General features: G+C 73.3%; 16 protein-coding genes. 6 read left to right on the top strand and 10 right to left on the bottom strand.

Features of this window, described 5'->3' with window-relative positions; translation table 11 throughout:
• Positions 1 to 73: 73 nt before the first annotated feature.
• The 9 genes from RBXJA2T_RS00790 to RBXJA2T_RS00750 form a co-directional block, all read right to left on the bottom strand.
• The gene (locus RBXJA2T_RS00790) at positions 74 to 583 is read right to left on the bottom strand and encodes a GNAT family N-acetyltransferase (protein ID WP_009855402.1); all 510 of its coding nucleotides are present in this window, start codon (positions 581 to 583) and stop codon (positions 74 to 76) included.
• On the bottom strand, positions 580 to 759 hold the full coding sequence (locus RBXJA2T_RS00785) for a hypothetical protein (protein WP_009855401.1): 180 nt from the start codon (positions 757 to 759) through the stop codon (positions 580 to 582). Before RBXJA2T_RS00785 ends, RBXJA2T_RS00790 begins: the two co-directional genes overlap by 4 nt.
• A gap of 4 nt (positions 760 to 763) precedes the next feature.
• On the bottom strand, positions 764 to 1,609 hold the full coding sequence (locus tag RBXJA2T_RS21000; protein WP_009855400.1) for a GNAT family N-acetyltransferase: 846 nt from the start codon (positions 1,607 to 1,609) through the stop codon (positions 764 to 766).
• Complete coding sequence (locus RBXJA2T_RS00775; protein WP_009855399.1) at positions 1,606 to 2,136, bottom strand: GNAT family N-acetyltransferase; 531 nt, start codon at positions 2,134 to 2,136, stop codon at positions 1,606 to 1,608. Before RBXJA2T_RS00775 ends, RBXJA2T_RS21000 begins: the two co-directional genes overlap by 4 nt.
• A gap of 25 nt (positions 2,137 to 2,161) precedes the next feature.
• Complete coding sequence (locus RBXJA2T_RS00770; protein WP_009855398.1) at positions 2,162 to 3,115, bottom strand: alpha/beta hydrolase; 954 nt, start codon at positions 3,113 to 3,115, stop codon at positions 2,162 to 2,164.
• 83 nt (positions 3,116 to 3,198) lie between these two features.
• Positions 3,199 to 3,531, bottom strand: coding sequence for a YnfA family protein (locus RBXJA2T_RS00765; protein ID WP_009855397.1), 333 nt, complete (start codon positions 3,529 to 3,531; stop codon positions 3,199 to 3,201).
• A gap of 59 nt (positions 3,532 to 3,590) precedes the next feature.
• Positions 3,591 to 3,869, bottom strand: a complete 279-nt coding sequence (locus RBXJA2T_RS00760) for a hypothetical protein (protein WP_009855396.1) — start codon at positions 3,867 to 3,869, stop codon at positions 3,591 to 3,593.
• A 49-nt stretch (positions 3,870 to 3,918) separates the two neighbouring features.
• Positions 3,919 to 4,467 carry a hypothetical protein gene (locus RBXJA2T_RS00755; RefSeq protein ID WP_009855395.1) on the bottom strand — a complete coding sequence of 183 codons (549 nt, stop codon included), beginning with the start codon at positions 4,465 to 4,467 and terminating at the stop codon, positions 3,919 to 3,921.
• A 149-nt stretch (positions 4,468 to 4,616) separates the two neighbouring features.
• The gene (locus RBXJA2T_RS00750) at positions 4,617 to 5,252 is read right to left on the bottom strand and encodes a glutathione S-transferase family protein (RefSeq protein ID WP_009855394.1); all 636 of its coding nucleotides are present in this window, start codon (positions 5,250 to 5,252) and stop codon (positions 4,617 to 4,619) included.
• A 240-nt stretch (positions 5,253 to 5,492) separates the two neighbouring features.
• Here RBXJA2T_RS00750 and RBXJA2T_RS00745 point away from each other — a divergent pair, with 240 nt between their 5' ends.
• The 3 genes from RBXJA2T_RS00745 to RBXJA2T_RS00735 all read left to right on the top strand — a co-directional run bounded on the left by RBXJA2T_RS00745 (position 5,493) and on the right by RBXJA2T_RS00735 (position 7,835).
• Positions 5,493 to 6,305: an ABC transporter substrate-binding protein gene (locus RBXJA2T_RS00745; RefSeq protein ID WP_009855393.1), complete on the top strand. Its 813-nt coding sequence runs from the start codon at positions 5,493 to 5,495 to the stop codon at positions 6,303 to 6,305.
• A gap of 74 nt (positions 6,306 to 6,379) precedes the next feature.
• Entirely contained in the window at positions 6,380 to 7,135 is a 756-nt protein-coding gene (locus RBXJA2T_RS00740; RefSeq protein WP_029718784.1) for an amino acid ABC transporter permease, read from the top strand.
• Between the two features lie 4 nt (positions 7,136 to 7,139).
• Positions 7,140 to 7,835, top strand: a complete 696-nt coding sequence (locus RBXJA2T_RS00735; protein WP_009855391.1) for an amino acid ABC transporter permease — start codon at positions 7,140 to 7,142, stop codon at positions 7,833 to 7,835.
• 49 nt (positions 7,836 to 7,884) lie between these two features.
• Here RBXJA2T_RS00735 and RBXJA2T_RS00730 read toward each other — a convergent pair whose 3' ends face one another.
• Positions 7,885 to 8,328, bottom strand: a complete 444-nt coding sequence (locus tag RBXJA2T_RS00730) for a DUF2721 domain-containing protein (protein WP_009855390.1) — start codon at positions 8,326 to 8,328, stop codon at positions 7,885 to 7,887.
• A gap of 85 nt (positions 8,329 to 8,413) precedes the next feature.
• Between RBXJA2T_RS00730 and RBXJA2T_RS00725 the strand changes: the two genes are divergently transcribed.
• The 3 genes from RBXJA2T_RS00725 to yaaA are packed head-to-tail and all read left to right on the top strand — an operon-like array spanning position 8,414 to position 13,138.
• Entirely contained in the window at positions 8,414 to 11,587 is a 3,174-nt protein-coding gene (locus tag RBXJA2T_RS00725; protein ID WP_009855389.1) for an error-prone DNA polymerase, read from the top strand.
• A gap of 53 nt (positions 11,588 to 11,640) precedes the next feature.
• Positions 11,641 to 12,342 carry an esterase gene (gene ypfH / locus RBXJA2T_RS00720; protein ID WP_009855388.1) on the top strand — a complete coding sequence of 234 codons (702 nt, stop codon included), beginning with the start codon at positions 11,641 to 11,643 and terminating at the stop codon, positions 12,340 to 12,342.
• A gap of 10 nt (positions 12,343 to 12,352) precedes the next feature.
• Complete coding sequence (gene yaaA, locus RBXJA2T_RS00715) at positions 12,353 to 13,138, top strand: peroxide stress protein YaaA (protein ID WP_009855387.1); 786 nt, start codon at positions 12,353 to 12,355, stop codon at positions 13,136 to 13,138.
• The last annotated feature ends 187 nt before the right edge of the window (positions 13,139 to 13,325 follow it).

Here is a 13,325-nt window from a genome sequence, read left to right as displayed (position 1 = left end):
GGTGTCCAGAAGCGGTGGAGCGTTGCAGGTCGCCGACGTAGAGCTCGACGTGGTGCAGCATGCCGGTCCGCCTTCAGCGTTGTTCGCCCAGCCGCGCCAGCATCAGGCGGTAGCCGCGGCGTTCGCCGACGTCGACGAAGCCGCAACGTGTGTAGAGCCGGCGTGCCGGGTTCTCGGGGTGCACGGTGAGCGCCACCTGCGCGACGCCGGCGGCGCGTGCGGCGGCGAGCGCGCCGCGCATCAGCGCTTCGCCGAAGCCACGATGCTGGAACGCCGGCTCCAGCGCGATGCCGAGTTGCGGCGTGCCTTCGTCGACCCAGGCCAGACCCTGGCCGTCGGCCACCTGGCGCATCCAGCAGGCGCCGGCGTCGGCGCCGTCGACCCGCAGCACGACGCCGACGTCGCCCGGGCGGCCCCAGTCTTCGGCGTAGAGGCGCACCGCCGGCAACTGCAGCACCTCGACCGGGCGCAGCGCGGCCGGCGGCGGGTCCCAGAGCGCGAGGTGCAGCCAGTGCCACAGGCGCGGCTGGTCGGCGGCGACCAGCGGGCGCAGGTCGATCTGCGGCGGGCGGTCATCGCTCATCGTGGGGTGGCTCGTTGTGGGACTCGCAGCCAGTTGCGCGCCTCGCGCGGCGTGCGCAGCTCGTGCCAGCGCAGCCCGGCCCGGCGAGGGTCGGCGCGCATCTCGGCGCAGCGGGTGCGGTTCGTCGCGAAGGTCGACTTGCCGGCGCCGCTGGTGCCGACGACGAGGCAGCGCATCGCGTCAGTCTCCGTGCCGCGTCGCGGTGGCGATCGACAGCAGCGCCAGTTCGACCCGCTCGACGGCCTGCTGGCGGCGCCAGAAAGCCAGGCCTTCGGCGTTGTCGGCGAAGACCATCAGATGGCATTTGTCGATGCCCTGGGCCTGCAGCGCCGCCAGCGCGGCGTCCAGCAGCGCACGCCCCAGGCCGCGGCGACGCCTCTCCGGCGCGACCGCCAGGTGGTGGATCAGCCCGCGCCGGCCGTCGTGGCCGCAGAGGAGGGTGCCGACGAGTTCGCCGCCATCCAGCGCGACGAAGCTCAGCCCCGGGTTGCGGCGCAGGAAAGCGGCCAGCGCGGCCGGCTCGTCGGCCTTGCTGAGGCCGATGCCGGGGATCGAGCGCCACAGCGCCAGCGCGGCCGGCAAGTGGCGGCGCTCGAACGCGACGACGGTCGGTGTCGTGGCACCGAGCCCCGGCCGCACGGCGCGGCAGACCGCTTCGAGCCGGTGGCCTTCGGGGTCGACGACGAAAGCGGCGTAGTAGTCCTCGCCGTAGTCCGGTCGCCAGCCGGGTGCGCCGTTGTCGCGCCCGCCATGCGCCAGGGCCGCGGCGTGGAAGGCCTCGACCGCGGCATGCGTGGTGGCGCCGAAGGCGATGTGCTGCCCGGGGATGTCGGCCGCGGGCTGCGCGACCTGCTTCAGCGCCAGCACGTCGCCGCCGCCCGGCGGCCCGTAGCCGACGGCCTGGCCGGTCTCGCCGGGGCGCAGGTCGGTCCAGACGCGGGCGTGGCCCAGCGTGCCGAGCACGGCGTCGTAGAAGCGTGCAGCGCCTTCGATGTCGTGCACGCCGAGCGACAGGTGATGGATCACGCCGTGCCTCCGGCTGCACCGGGCAGGCCGGCCCGGTGGAACACCAGGTCGCCGGCGTCGTAGCTCTGCAGCGCCGGGGCGACGGCCGCCGGCACCTCGACATAGCCTGCACGCCGCAGCAGTGCCTGGCAGCGCCGGTTGGCCGGCAGCGTGGTGGCCCAGAAGTCGACGTCGCCGGCTTCGCGCCGCAGCTCCTCGTGCAGCCAGGCCAGGCCTTCGCTGGCGTAGCCGTTGCCCCAGATGCCGGGCGCGAACAGGAAGGCGACTTCGGCGACGCGGCCGACGACGGTGGCCTCCAGCCGGCCGAGCACGGTGCGCGAGTCGGCGTGGCGCACGAGGTAGTTGAACCAGCGCTGGCCGCCGCCGGGCGGCGGGCCGGCCAGCGCCCGTTCCAGCGCGAGGTGGAACTCGGCGGCCGACGGGACTTCGCCGCCGATGTGCTCGTAGACCGCCGGGTGGCGCAGCGCGGCGGCCAGTTCGTCCAGGTGCTGCGGTCGCAGCGGGGTGATGCGCAGACGCGAAGGCATCGGGCGATTCTGCCGCCCGGGCGTGTCAGCGCCTGGCCAGCCCCTTCAGGAACGGGACCACGGCCTCGGCCAGGCCGGGGGCCAGCGGCAGCGTCGGGTCGGCGTAGGAGGCGATCTGTCGTGCGCGGTCGGCCGGCACCGCCTTCAGCACGTGGTTCATGCCGGCGACGCGCGCCAGCCGGCAGGCCGGTTGCGCACTCTGCAGCGCCTGCGCGTCGGCCAGCGAGACCTGCAGGTCGGTGTCGCCCTGCACGATCAGGCAGGGCACACGCAACGCCGCGACCGCGTCGGCCGGACGCTGGCGGAACCAGGACACCAGGTAGGGCTGCACGCTCGGCCGGTACAGGGCCGCCAGCGCCGGCGGCACCTCGTCGACGAGGCGGCCGGCTTCGAGTGCCGCCAGCAGCGCTTCGTTGCGTTCGGCCAAGTCGGGCGGCAACTTGCCGGCGAGCTGGCGCCGCAGCGTCGCCGCGGCCGGTTCGCCGGGGCCGGCGATCGAGACGACGCCGGCCACCGGCGCCTTGGCCGCGGCGAGTGCGGCGATCGTCGCGCCTTCGCTGTGGCCGACGATCGCCACCGCGGCGAAACGGCCGTCACGTGCGAGCTGTACGGCCCAGGCCGCGGCGTCGTCGACGTAGCCGTCGAAACGCAGCTTCGACTCGTCGGCGCCGGCCGCGGCGCTGGCGGCGATGCCGCGTTTGTCGTAGCGCAGCGAGGCGATGCCGGTGTCGGCCAGCGCCTGGGCGACGAGCTTCAGCGCGTCGTTGTGGCCGGCCATCGGGTTGTTGCCGTCGCGGTCGGTCGGCCCGGAGCCGGCGACGATCAGTGCGACCAGCGGCTGCGGTGCGTCGTCGGGGCGCAGCAGCGTGCCGTGCAGGGCGCCGGTGGCGGTCTGGAGCTGCAGCATTTCCTCGGCGGCGAAACCGGGGTTGGCGAGCAGCGACAAGGCGGTGGCAACGGCGGCGAGGGCAGGGCGCATCGGTGTCGTTTCGGGCAGCGGGAAACCAGCCAGCCTACGCGAGCGGCCCGCGGCGGTCTTCGCCCTGCCGGCGGATGCCAGCTTCAGCCGCGCTGCCAGCCCCAGGCGATGACCGCCATGCCGGCCAGCGCGATCGCCGAGCCGGCGAGGTCGTAGGCCGAGGGCCGGATGCCGTCGACCAGCCACAGCCAGGCGATCGCGGTGGCGACGTAGACGCCGCCGTAGGCCGCGTAGACCCGGCCCGAAGCCGCCGGATGCAGCGTCAGCAGCCAGACGAAGGCTGCCAGTGCCGCGGCCGCCGGCAGCAGCACCCAGGCGCCGGTGCGGCCCTGCAGCCACAGCGCGGGCAGGAAGCAGCCGGTGATCTCCATCAGCGCGGTGGCGACGAACAGGGCGGCGGTGGTGGCGAGGTTCACGGCGTGGGGCGGGGCGGCGGACGCCGCATGCTAGGGCCGGCCCGCCGTCGGCGCCGGCCTCAGGTCTCGGCGCCGCCGCGGGCCTCGAACTCCAGCCCGCCGACGACGCGCGCCAGCCCGTTGTAGAGCAGGCAGGCGAGGGCCGTCATCGCGTAGTTCAGCAGCACGTAGAGCACGCCGGCGACGAGCAGCAGCGTCGGGTCGAGTGCCAGCGGCGCGCCGTAGGCGAGCGCGATCGCACCCGCCGGCAGCAGCGCGACCAGCGCCACGGCGGACACCAGCACGGCCAGCACCTTGGCGTTCTGGTGCGGGGACAGACGGGCAACCTGTTGTTTCATGAGGCCTCCGGGAGCGGCCGCGGGACATCCGCGATCGATGCCCTGCAGCCTAGGGCGGCGGCGGCGGTGCCGCGTCGCCCGGGTGCGGGAGCACACGGCCTGCCGACGGGGGCCCCCGCCGGGACGCCTCAGCGCGGGCGGGGGCGGCGCGGCGCAGCCAGCCGAAGCCGATGGCCAGCCCCAGCAGCGCCGACCACGGGCCGGCCGGGATCAGCCAGGCCGATGGCGGCACGTAGGCACCGAGCTGGCGCGCCATCGAGGCGCCGAAGCCGCCACCCGGCGCGTCCAGCGCCGTCGAGACGGCCGGGATCAGCAGCGGCAGCAGCACGCCCAGCACCAGGCCCGGCGCGTGGCGCCTGCCGTCGACGGCGAACAACCGCGTCGCCGCCCAGCCCAGCACGACGGCCAGCAGCAGCTGCGGCAGCGCGAACGCGACGCTGCTCAGCAGCCCGGCCGCCATGTCCTGCCGCCCCGGGCCGAAGAAGGCGAACCAGCCGTCGGGCGCCGGCACACGCGCCAGCCAGCCGGCACTGAAGATCAGCAGCTGCATCGAGAGATAGCCGGCGACGACGGCGGCGAGGGCGGCGGGAATGCGCATGGCAGACGGGCGGGCGGTTGCGGTGGGCTCGACACTAGACGGTTCCGGCGGCGCATGCCCTCGACGGCGTCAGGCATGGCCAGGCCGCGCAGCGGGCCTGGGCGCCGACCCGCGTGTTGGCGGTGCAGTGGGCGCCCGTGACGGCGAACCTAGCCCGCCTGACCCACCGTGCCGTCGCCGTGCGGCGCGGCGCGGAACTCGGGCAGCGCCTCGGCGGCCGCCGACAGCGCGGCGAGCTGCGGGTAACGCGCGGCCGGCAGCCGCTCGGCCACCGTCTGCTGCATGAAGTGCCAGCCGACGGCGGCGGTCACCGCTGCCTGGCGCAGTGCGTCGCGCGCGGCCGGCAGCGGCGCGCGTTCGAGTTCACGCTCCAGTTCGTCGCAGGCCGCCTGCAGCTGGCCGGTGACACGTTCGATCCACGGCGCGTGCTGCTTCTCGGGCGGGCGCAGGCCACGCTCGTAGACGATCTGCACGCTTTTTTCCATCGCCGCCAGCGCCAGGCCCAGCAGGCGCAGGTCGCGTGCGCGTGCCGCCGGGTCCTCGGGCATCAGGCTGCGCGGGCGGGCCAGCGTCTCGGCGTAGTCGAGGATCAGCGTCGAGTCCATCAGCACCGTGCCGTCGTCGGCGATCAGCGTCGGCGCCTTGACGACCGGGTTCAGCGCGCTGAACTCGTCGAACTGGCGGAACACCGACAACGAGCGGTGTTCGAACGGCAGCCCGAGCAGTTGCAGCGACACGGCGACGCGGCGCACGTAGGGTGAGTCGAGCATGCCGATCAGCTTCATCGTGGTTCTCTCCTTTGACGGCTCCCGACTCTACGGGGCCGGTGGCCGGCCGGCCATCGAAGAGCCTGCCAACCGCGCCAGCATCAGCAGGTCGTGCGGCCGGCCGCTGTGGAGATGCCTCGCGTATGCATATTCCGAAATGAAATAAAGATGGTCTTGTATACGGGTTTACGATTATTAGGAGCCTCTCGTCTAGACAAGCCGTTGCGGGAGGTGCAACGCATCTGAGGAGAAGAACACATGAAATCGATCCGTCCGCAGACCTTCGTGCTGGCCGCGCTCGCGCTGGCCGCCAGCGGTGCCTGGGCCGACCGCCTGGCCGACATCCAGAAGGCCGGCGTGCTGCGTGTCGCCGCCTTCGACGCCAACCCGCCGTTCGGTTATGTCGACGCGAAGACGAAGAAGATCGTCGGCCTGGACGTCGACTACGCCGAGGCCTTCGCCAAGAAGCTCGGCGTCAAGCTGCAGATCGTGCCGACCAACCCGGCCAACCGCGTGCCGCTGCTGGCCTCGAACAAGGTCGACCTGGTCTTCGCCAACTTCACGATCACCGAGGAACGCGCCAAGGTCGTCGGCTTCAGCATCCCGTACTTCGCCTCGGGCACGCAGTTCATCGCCAGGAAGGGCACGCTGAAGTCGCCCGAGCAGCTGAGCGGCCTGCGCATCGGCGTCGACAAGGGCACGACCAACGAGATCCAGCTGCGCGAGAAGTACCCGCAGGCGACGCTGGTGGCCTACGACGACACGCCGTTCGCCTTCACCGCGCTGCGCAACGGCAACGTGCAGGCGATCTCGCAGGACGGTCCCAAGCTGATCGGCCTGCTGGCCAACGTGCCCGACCGCGACAAGTACGAGATCCCGCCGTTCGCGATCTCGCAGGACTACATCGGCGTCGGCATCCCCAAGGGCGAGACGGCGCTGACCGAGTTCGTCAACAAGACGCTGCTCGAGCTGGAAGCCGACGGCCGGGCGCAGAAGATCTACGACACCTGGTTCGGACCGACGACGAAGACGCCGCTCAAGCGCATCTTCAAGATCGGCGACAAGACCTGACCCCCGGGCGGCCGCGCCGCCCTTGAACACCGCCGGGCCCGCGTCGATCGCGCGCCCGGCTTCGGCATTTCCGGATGGACTGGATTCCCCCCGTGCTGCGCCAGGACCTGCTGGCGCCCAAGTACCTCGGCTGGCTGCTCGACGGCTGGGTGATGACGCTGTGGACGACGGCGATCGTCGTCGCCGCGGCGACGCTGCTCGGCGCGCTGCTGGCCGCGGCGCGCGAGAGCGGCCGGCCGGCGCTGACACGCGCCACCGGCGTCTACCTCTCGCTGTTTCGCAACACGCCGCTGCTGGTGCAGCTCTTCTTCTGGTACTTCGGCCTGCCGGCGCTGCTGCCCGAGGACCTGCTGCCCTGGCTGAACACGCCGCACGAGCTCGCTCTGGGCGGGCTGGTGCTGCGCTGGCCCTCGTTCGAGTTCCTGGCCGCGGTCACCGGGCTGGTGTTCTATTCGGCCGCCTATGTCGGCGAGGACATCCGCTCCGGCCTGCGCGGCGTGCCGGCCGGCCAGCGCGAAGCGGGGATCGCGCTCGGCCTGACGCCCTGGCAGGCGCTGCGCCACGTCGTGCTGCCGCAGGCGCTGCGCATCGCGCTGCCGCCGCTGCTGGGCCAGTACATGAACATCCTGAAGAACACCTCGCTGGGCATGGCGATCGGGCTGCTGGAGCTGTCCTACCGCACGCGCCAGGCCGAGGCCGAGACCTGGAAGACCTTCCAGGTCTACGGCGTCGCGACGCTGCTCTACGTCGTCGCCATCGTCGCGCTGCAGCTGCTGGGCCAGCTGCTGCAGAGCCGGCGCCAGCGCCGCGTTGCAGCGGCGGGAGGCTGAGGCGATGGACTTCTCGTTCCTGCTGGACGACCTGGGCTATCTGCTGTGGGGCACCTTCCCCGACGGCCCGCCCGGCGGCGCACTGCTGACGCTGCTGCTGTCGGCCGGTTCGGGCCTCGCCTCGGCGCTGCTCGGCCTGGGGCTGGGTGTGGCGCTGGTGATGCTCGACGGCGCGGCGCTGGCGCTGCTCAGCGCCGTGCTCGGCCTGCTGCGCGCGATCCCAGTGCTGATGCTGATCTTCTGGACCTACTTCCTGCTGCCCATCGTCTTCGGCGTCGACGTGCCCGGCGTGCTGTCGGTGATGGCGGCGCTGTCGCTGGTCGGCGGCGCCTACCTCGCGCACGCGGTGGCCGCCGGCATCCGCGGCGTCGGCGCGGGGCAGTGGGCGGCGGGCCTGGCGCTGGGCTTCACGCGCTGGGGCGCGCTGCGCCACGTCGTGCTGCCGCAGGCGCTGCGCATGATGCTGCCGTCCTTCGTCAACCAGTGGGTCACGCTGATCAAGGACAGCTCGCTGGCCTACATCGTCGGCGTCGGCGAGCTGTCGTTCCTGGCGACCCAGGTCAACGCCCGGGTGATGGTGCACCCGACCGAGGTCTTCCTCTTCGTCGGCGCCGTCTACTGGCTGCTGTGCAGCGCGCTCGACTGGGCGGCCGGCGCCGCGGCGCGTGCCGCCGGCGGCAGGGGGGCCGCCGCCGGCTGATCAAGCGCCGCCAGAGCGCGAAACCCGCGCAAGGGGCTGAGCGCGAGCCTCAGTGCGGCCGCTTCAGCGTGATGCGCACCGTCTGCGTCGCCAGGTGCACCTCGCGCAGGAAGTAGGCCAGGCCGACCAGCAGCGCCAGCGTCGCCGCGGTGAACAGCAGGCCGACGACGCCGCGCAGGCTGACCTGCAGGTAGACCTCGACGAACAGCGCGGCGATGACGGTGCAGACCAGCAGCGCGGCGCCGGCGCAGGCGGTGATCGCGGCGCCGGCGAAGCGCCGGCGGCGTTCCAGCGTCTGCAGTTCCAGCGACAGGTAGGGCTCGGCCACCGGCGGCGGGCCTTCGGTCAGCTTGCGCCCGCGGTCGATGATGCGCGCCAGCCGCGAGGCCATCACGTTGAGCATGCCGGCGATGCCGGTCAGCAGGAACACCGGCGCCAGCGCCAGCTGGATCGCACGCGGCACGTCGCCGAGGGCGGAGGAGGGGTCGATCATGGCGGCGAGTATCGGCCAGCCATGCGAGCGGCGGGGTGCTCGCGATGCTGTATAAAAGAACAGTCTCGCTCCGCACGGTGCCCGCGTGCCCACCGCCCTCCCGCCCTACGCCGAGCTGCACTGCCGCAGCAACTTCAGCTTCCTCGTCGGGGCCTCGCACCCGGAGGAGCTGGTGGCGCGTGCACACGTGCTGGGCTACGCGGCACTCGCCATCACCGACGAAGGTTCGCTGGCCGGCGTCGTGCGCGCGCATGCCGAGGCCGAACGCCTGGGCTTGAAGCTGATCGTCGGCGCCGAGATGCGGCTGGCGCCGCCGCCCGAGACGCCCGACGCCGACGAACCGCGCCTCGTGCTGCTGGCGCAGACGCGCCGCGGCTACGGCAACCTGGCGCACTGGATCACCGTCGCGCGCCGGCGGGCGGCCAAGGGCGAGTACCTGGCCTGGCGCAGCGACCTCGAAGGCGCCGTGCCGACCGCGCCTTTTCTCGCCGGGCTGCCCGGCTGCATCGCGCTGCTGCTGCCCGATGCGGCGCAGCCGCTGGAGACGGTGTTCGCGCATGCGTCGTGGCTCAAGACCTGGTTCGGCCCGGAGCGCGCCGCCGTCGCGCTGGAGCTGCTGCACCACGCCGGCGATGCCGACCTCGTGGACACCGTCACGCGCGTGGCGGCGCAGGCCGGGCTGCCGGTGGTCGCCGCCGGCGGCGTGTTGATGCACACGCGCTCGCGCAAGCCGCTGCTCGACGTGCTGGCCGCCACCCGGCTCAAACGCCCGGTGGCCGAATGCGGCTTTGATCTGGAGCCCAACGCCGAGGCCCATCTGCGCCCGCGCGCGCGGCTGGCGGCGCTGTACCGGCCCGAGTGGCTGGCGGCGACGCTGGCCGTCGCCGAGCGCTGCAGCTTCACGCTCGCCGAGCTGAAGTACGAGTACCCGCGCGAGATCGTGCCCGCGGGCCACACGCCGACCTCCTGGCTGCGCGAGCTGACCGAGTCGGGCGCGCGCCGGCGTTTCCCGGCCGGTGTGCCCGCCGCGGTGCGTGCGCAGATCGAGCACGAGCTGGCGCTGATCGCGCGCCTGGGCTACGAGCCGTACTTCCTCACCGTCGCCGACATCGTGCACTGGGCACGCGACCAGGACATCCTCTGCCAGGGCCGCGGCAGCGCCGCCAACTCGGCGGTCTGCTACTGCCTGGAGGTCACCGCGGTCGACCCGTCGAAGTCGACGCTGCTGTTCGAGCGTTTCATCAGCGAGGAGCGCAACGAGCCGCCGGACATCGACATCGACTTCGAGCACCAGCGCCGCGAGGAGGTCATCCAGTACGTCTACCAGAGGTACGGCCGCCACCGCGCCGCGCTGACGGCGGTGGTCATCAGCTACCGGCCGCGTTCGGCGCTGCGCGACGTCGGCCGCGCGCTCGGGCTGGACCTGGACCGCATCGAATCGGTCGCGCGTGGCCAGCAGTGGTTCGACGGCCGCCGCATCGACCCCGAGCGCTTGCGCGAGCAGGGTCTGGACCCGGCGGCGCCGCTGTGCCGGCTGTGGGTCGAGCTGACCGAGCAGCTGATCGGTTTCCCGCGCCACCTGAGCCAGCACCCCGGCGGCTTCGTCATCGCACGCGACGAGCTGTCGCAGCTGGTGCCGGTGGAGAACGCGGCGATGGAAGACCGCAGCGTCGTGCAGTGGGACAAGGACGACCTCGACGCGCTCGGCCTGATGAAGGTCGACCTGCTGGCGCTCGGCATGCTGAGCGCGATCCGGCGTGCGCTGGACTTCGTCGGCGCCAAGCGCGGCGCGCCGCTGGCGCTGCACCAGATCCCGCAGGACGAGAAGCCGGTCTACGACATGCTCTCGGCCGGCGACAGCATCGGCGTCTTCCAGGTCGAGAGCCGGGCGCAGATGAGCATGCTGCCAAGGCTCAGACCCGAGAAGTTCTACGACCTCGTCATCGAGGTCGCGATCGTGCGCCCGGGGCCGATCCAGGGCGGCATGGTGCACCCCTACCTGAAGCGGCGCTGCGGCGAGGAGCCGGTCGACTACCCCAGCGCCGAGGTCAAGCAGGCGCTGGAGCGCACGCTGGGCGTGCCGATCTTCCAGGAGCAGGTGATGCAGCTGGCGATCCTGGCGGCCGACTTCACGCCCGGCGAGGCCGACCGGCTGCGCCGCGCGATGGCGGCCTGGAAGCGCAAAGGCGGGCTGGGGCCGTTCCACGAGCGCCTCGTCGGGCGCATGGTCGCCAAGGGCTACACGGCCGAGTTCGCCGAACGCATCTTCAAGCAGATCGAAGGCTTCGGCGAATACGGCTTCCCCGAGAGCCATGCGGCGAGCTTCGCGCAGCTGGTCTACGCCAGCGCCTGGCTCAAGCGCCACCACCCCGACGCCTTTCTGGCCGCGCTGCTGAACAGCCTGCCGATGGGCTTCTACGCCCCGGCGCAGCTGGTGCGCGACGCACGCGAGCACGGCGTCGTCGTGCGCCCGGTCGACGTGTTCCGCAGCGACTGGGAGACGACGCTGGAAGACGAGGCCGCTGCGCCCGGCGCGCCGCCGGGGCTGCGTGCGGTGCGGCTGGGTTTCAGCCGTGTCACCGGTTTCCCGCAGGACGCGGCCGGGCGGCTGGTCGCCGCGCGTGCGGCCGGCGGCGCCTTCGCCTCGGCCGAAGACCTGGCGCGGCGCGCTCGGCTGGACCGGCGCGAGCTGGCGCTGCTGGCCGACGCCGGCGCGCTGGCGGCGCTGGCCGGCCACCGCCACCAGGCGGCCTGGGCCGTGGCCGGCATCGACGCGCGTGCGACGCCGCTGCTGCAGGCCACGCGCACGCACGAGGACACCATCGCACTGCCGGCGCCCGGCGCCGCCGAGTCGGTGCTGGCCGACTACCGCGCCACCGGGCTGAGCCTGGAGCGCCACCCGCTGGCGCTGCTGCGCGAGCAGCTCGCCGCCTGCCGCGTGCAGCCGGCGGCGGTGCTGCGCGACTACCCCTCGGGCCGGCTGGCGCGCGCCAGCGGCCTGGTCACGCACCGCCAGCGGCCCGGCACGGCCAAGGGCGTGGTCTTCGTCACGCTGGAAGACGAGACCGGCAGCGTCAACGTCATCGTCTGGCCGGCGGTGGCCGAGGCCCAGCGCAAGCCGCTGCTGGGCAGCACGCTGCTGACGGTCTACGGCGTCTGGCAGCGTGAAGGCGAGGTGCGCCACCTCGTCGCGCGCCGGCTCGTCGACCACACGGTGCTGCTGCAGGGCCTGCAGGCGCGCAGCCGCGACTTCCACTGACGGGTTTGCGCCCGGGGCCGGCGGGGCCCGCCTCGAACGCGGACAATCGCCTCATGCATCTCGCGATCGAATCCCTGCCGGCCCAGGGCGAGCCTGAACAGCTGGTGCTGCTGCTGCACGGCGTGGGCTCCAGCGGCGCATCGATGGCCGCGCTGGCGCAGGCGCTGCGCCACGAGTTCCCGCAAGCCGCGCTGCTGGCGCCCGACGCGCCCGAGGCTTTCGACGGCGGCGGCGCCGGCCGCCAGTGGTTCTCGGTCGCCGGCATCGACGAGACCAACCGTCCCGAACGTGTCGCCGAGGCGCTGCCGGCGCTGTGGAGCTGGGTGCGCGCCGAGCAGCGCCGCCTGGGCGTGCCGGCGCCGGCCACCGCGATCGCCGGCTTCTCGCAAGGCGCGATCCTGGCGCTGGAGACGGCCGCGCAGTGCGACGGCCTGGCCGGGCGCGTGCTCGCGTTCTCGGGCCGCTTCGCCCGCCTGCCGGCGCAGGCGCCGCGGCTGACGACGCTGCACCTGTTCCACGGCGCCACCGACGCGGTGATCGACGCCGCGCACGCGCGCCGCGCCTTCGAGACGCTGGCCGGGCTGAACGGCGACGCCACGCTGGACATCGCCGAAGGCCTGGGCCACGTGCTGCACCCGGCGCTGGTGGACCGCGCGATCTTCCGCCTGCGCCATCACATCCCGGCGCGCACCTGGGCCGAGGCCCTGGGCTCGGCGCCGCCGGGCGCGCGCGCCGACGACGAACCGCTGCACTGACACCGCCCCGATGCTCTACCTGCTGTCTCCGGCCAAGCGCCTGGATTACGAAACCCCCGTGCCCGCCTCCATCGCGCGCAAGGCGAGCGACCCGCTGTTCGTCGAACGCGCCGCCGAGCTGATCGAGGTGATGCGCACCAAGACGCCGGCCGAGGTGGCGTCGCTGATGTCGCTGTCGGACCCGCTGGCCCAGCTCAACGTCGCGCGCTACGGCGCCTGGGAGCCCGAGGCGACGGCGGCCAACAGCAAGCCGGCGGTGCTGGCCTTCGCCGGCGACGTCTACGAAGGCCTGGACGCCGGCTCGCTGGCCACCGCCGATCTCACCTGGGCGCAGCAGCACCTGGTCATCCTCTCCGGCCTGTACGGCGTGCTGCGCCCGCTGGACCGGCTGCAGCCCTACCGCCTGGAGATGGGCACGGCCGTGGCCACCGCGCGCGGCAAGGACCTCTACGCCTTCTGGGGCGACACGCTGGCCGAACACCTGAACGAGCGCCAGGCCGACGAGGCTTCGCCGGTGATCGTCAACCTCGCGTCGCAGGAGTACTCGCGCGCCGCGCTGCGCCCGGCGCTGAAGGCGCGCGTCGTCGACTGCGTGTTCGAGGAATGGAAGCAGGACCGCTGGCGCATCGTCAGCTTCCACGCCAAGCGGGCGCGCGGGCTGATGGCACGCTGGGCGATCCAGCAGCGCATCGGCACGCCATCGCGGCTGAAGGGCTTCGCCGCCGAGGGTTACGCCTTCGACGCCGAGGCGTCGTCGCCCGACCGGCTGGTGTTCCGCCGCCGCCAGGGCGGCTGAGCGCGCCGCGGCGCGGGTTCCGCCGGCACGGCGGCGCCGGCAGAATCGCGCCATGAGCCCCCAGACCGTGACCGCCGAACTGCGCCGCTGGATCCTGTCCCCAGGCCGCCGCGGGCTGCCGCGCCGAGGACCTGCTGGCGTCGATGAAACGCAGCGGCTGGGCCGAGGACGTGGCGCGGGCCGCGCT

Source organism: Rubrivivax benzoatilyticus JA2 = ATCC BAA-35 (assembly GCF_000190375.1).
Taxonomy (GTDB): domain Bacteria; phylum Pseudomonadota; class Gammaproteobacteria; order Burkholderiales; family Burkholderiaceae_C; genus Rubrivivax; species Rubrivivax benzoatilyticus.
The sequence above is the reverse complement of the archived record's forward strand: the minus strand, read 5'-3'. Positions and strand labels throughout refer to the sequence as shown.

Bases quoted from the DNA above. Each gene is read 5' to 3' on its own strand.
- RBXJA2T_RS00790 (WP_009855402.1), bottom strand. From the start codon at position 583: ATGAGCGATGACCGCCCGCCGCAGATCGACCTGCGCCCGCTGGTCGCC.
- RBXJA2T_RS00785 (WP_009855401.1), bottom strand. From the start codon at position 759: ATGCGCTGCCTCGTCGTCGGCACCAGCGGCGCCGGCAAGTCGACCTTC.
- RBXJA2T_RS00775 (WP_009855399.1), bottom strand. From the start codon at position 2,136: ATGCCTTCGCGTCTGCGCATCACCCCGCTGCGACCGCAGCACCTGGAC.
- RBXJA2T_RS00770 (WP_009855398.1), bottom strand. From the start codon at position 3,115: ATGCGCCCTGCCCTCGCCGCCGTTGCCACCGCCTTGTCGCTGCTCGCC.
- RBXJA2T_RS00760 (WP_009855396.1), bottom strand. From the start codon at position 3,869: ATGAAACAACAGGTTGCCCGTCTGTCCCCGCACCAGAACGCCAAGGTG.
- RBXJA2T_RS00755 (WP_009855395.1), bottom strand. From the start codon at position 4,467: ATGCGCATTCCCGCCGCCCTCGCCGCCGTCGTCGCCGGCTATCTCTCG.
- RBXJA2T_RS00750 (WP_009855394.1), bottom strand. From the start codon at position 5,252: ATGAAGCTGATCGGCATGCTCGACTCACCCTACGTGCGCCGCGTCGCC.
- RBXJA2T_RS00745 (WP_009855393.1), top strand. From the start codon at position 5,493: ATGAAATCGATCCGTCCGCAGACCTTCGTGCTGGCCGCGCTCGCGCTG.
- RBXJA2T_RS00740 (WP_029718784.1), top strand. From the start codon at position 6,380: ATGGACTGGATTCCCCCCGTGCTGCGCCAGGACCTGCTGGCGCCCAAG.
- RBXJA2T_RS00735 (WP_009855391.1), top strand. From the start codon at position 7,140: ATGGACTTCTCGTTCCTGCTGGACGACCTGGGCTATCTGCTGTGGGGC.
- RBXJA2T_RS00730 (WP_009855390.1), bottom strand. From the start codon at position 8,328: ATGATCGACCCCTCCTCCGCCCTCGGCGACGTGCCGCGTGCGATCCAG.
- ypfH (WP_009855388.1), top strand. From the start codon at position 11,641: ATGCATCTCGCGATCGAATCCCTGCCGGCCCAGGGCGAGCCTGAACAG.
- yaaA (WP_009855387.1), top strand. From the start codon at position 12,353: ATGCTCTACCTGCTGTCTCCGGCCAAGCGCCTGGATTACGAAACCCCC.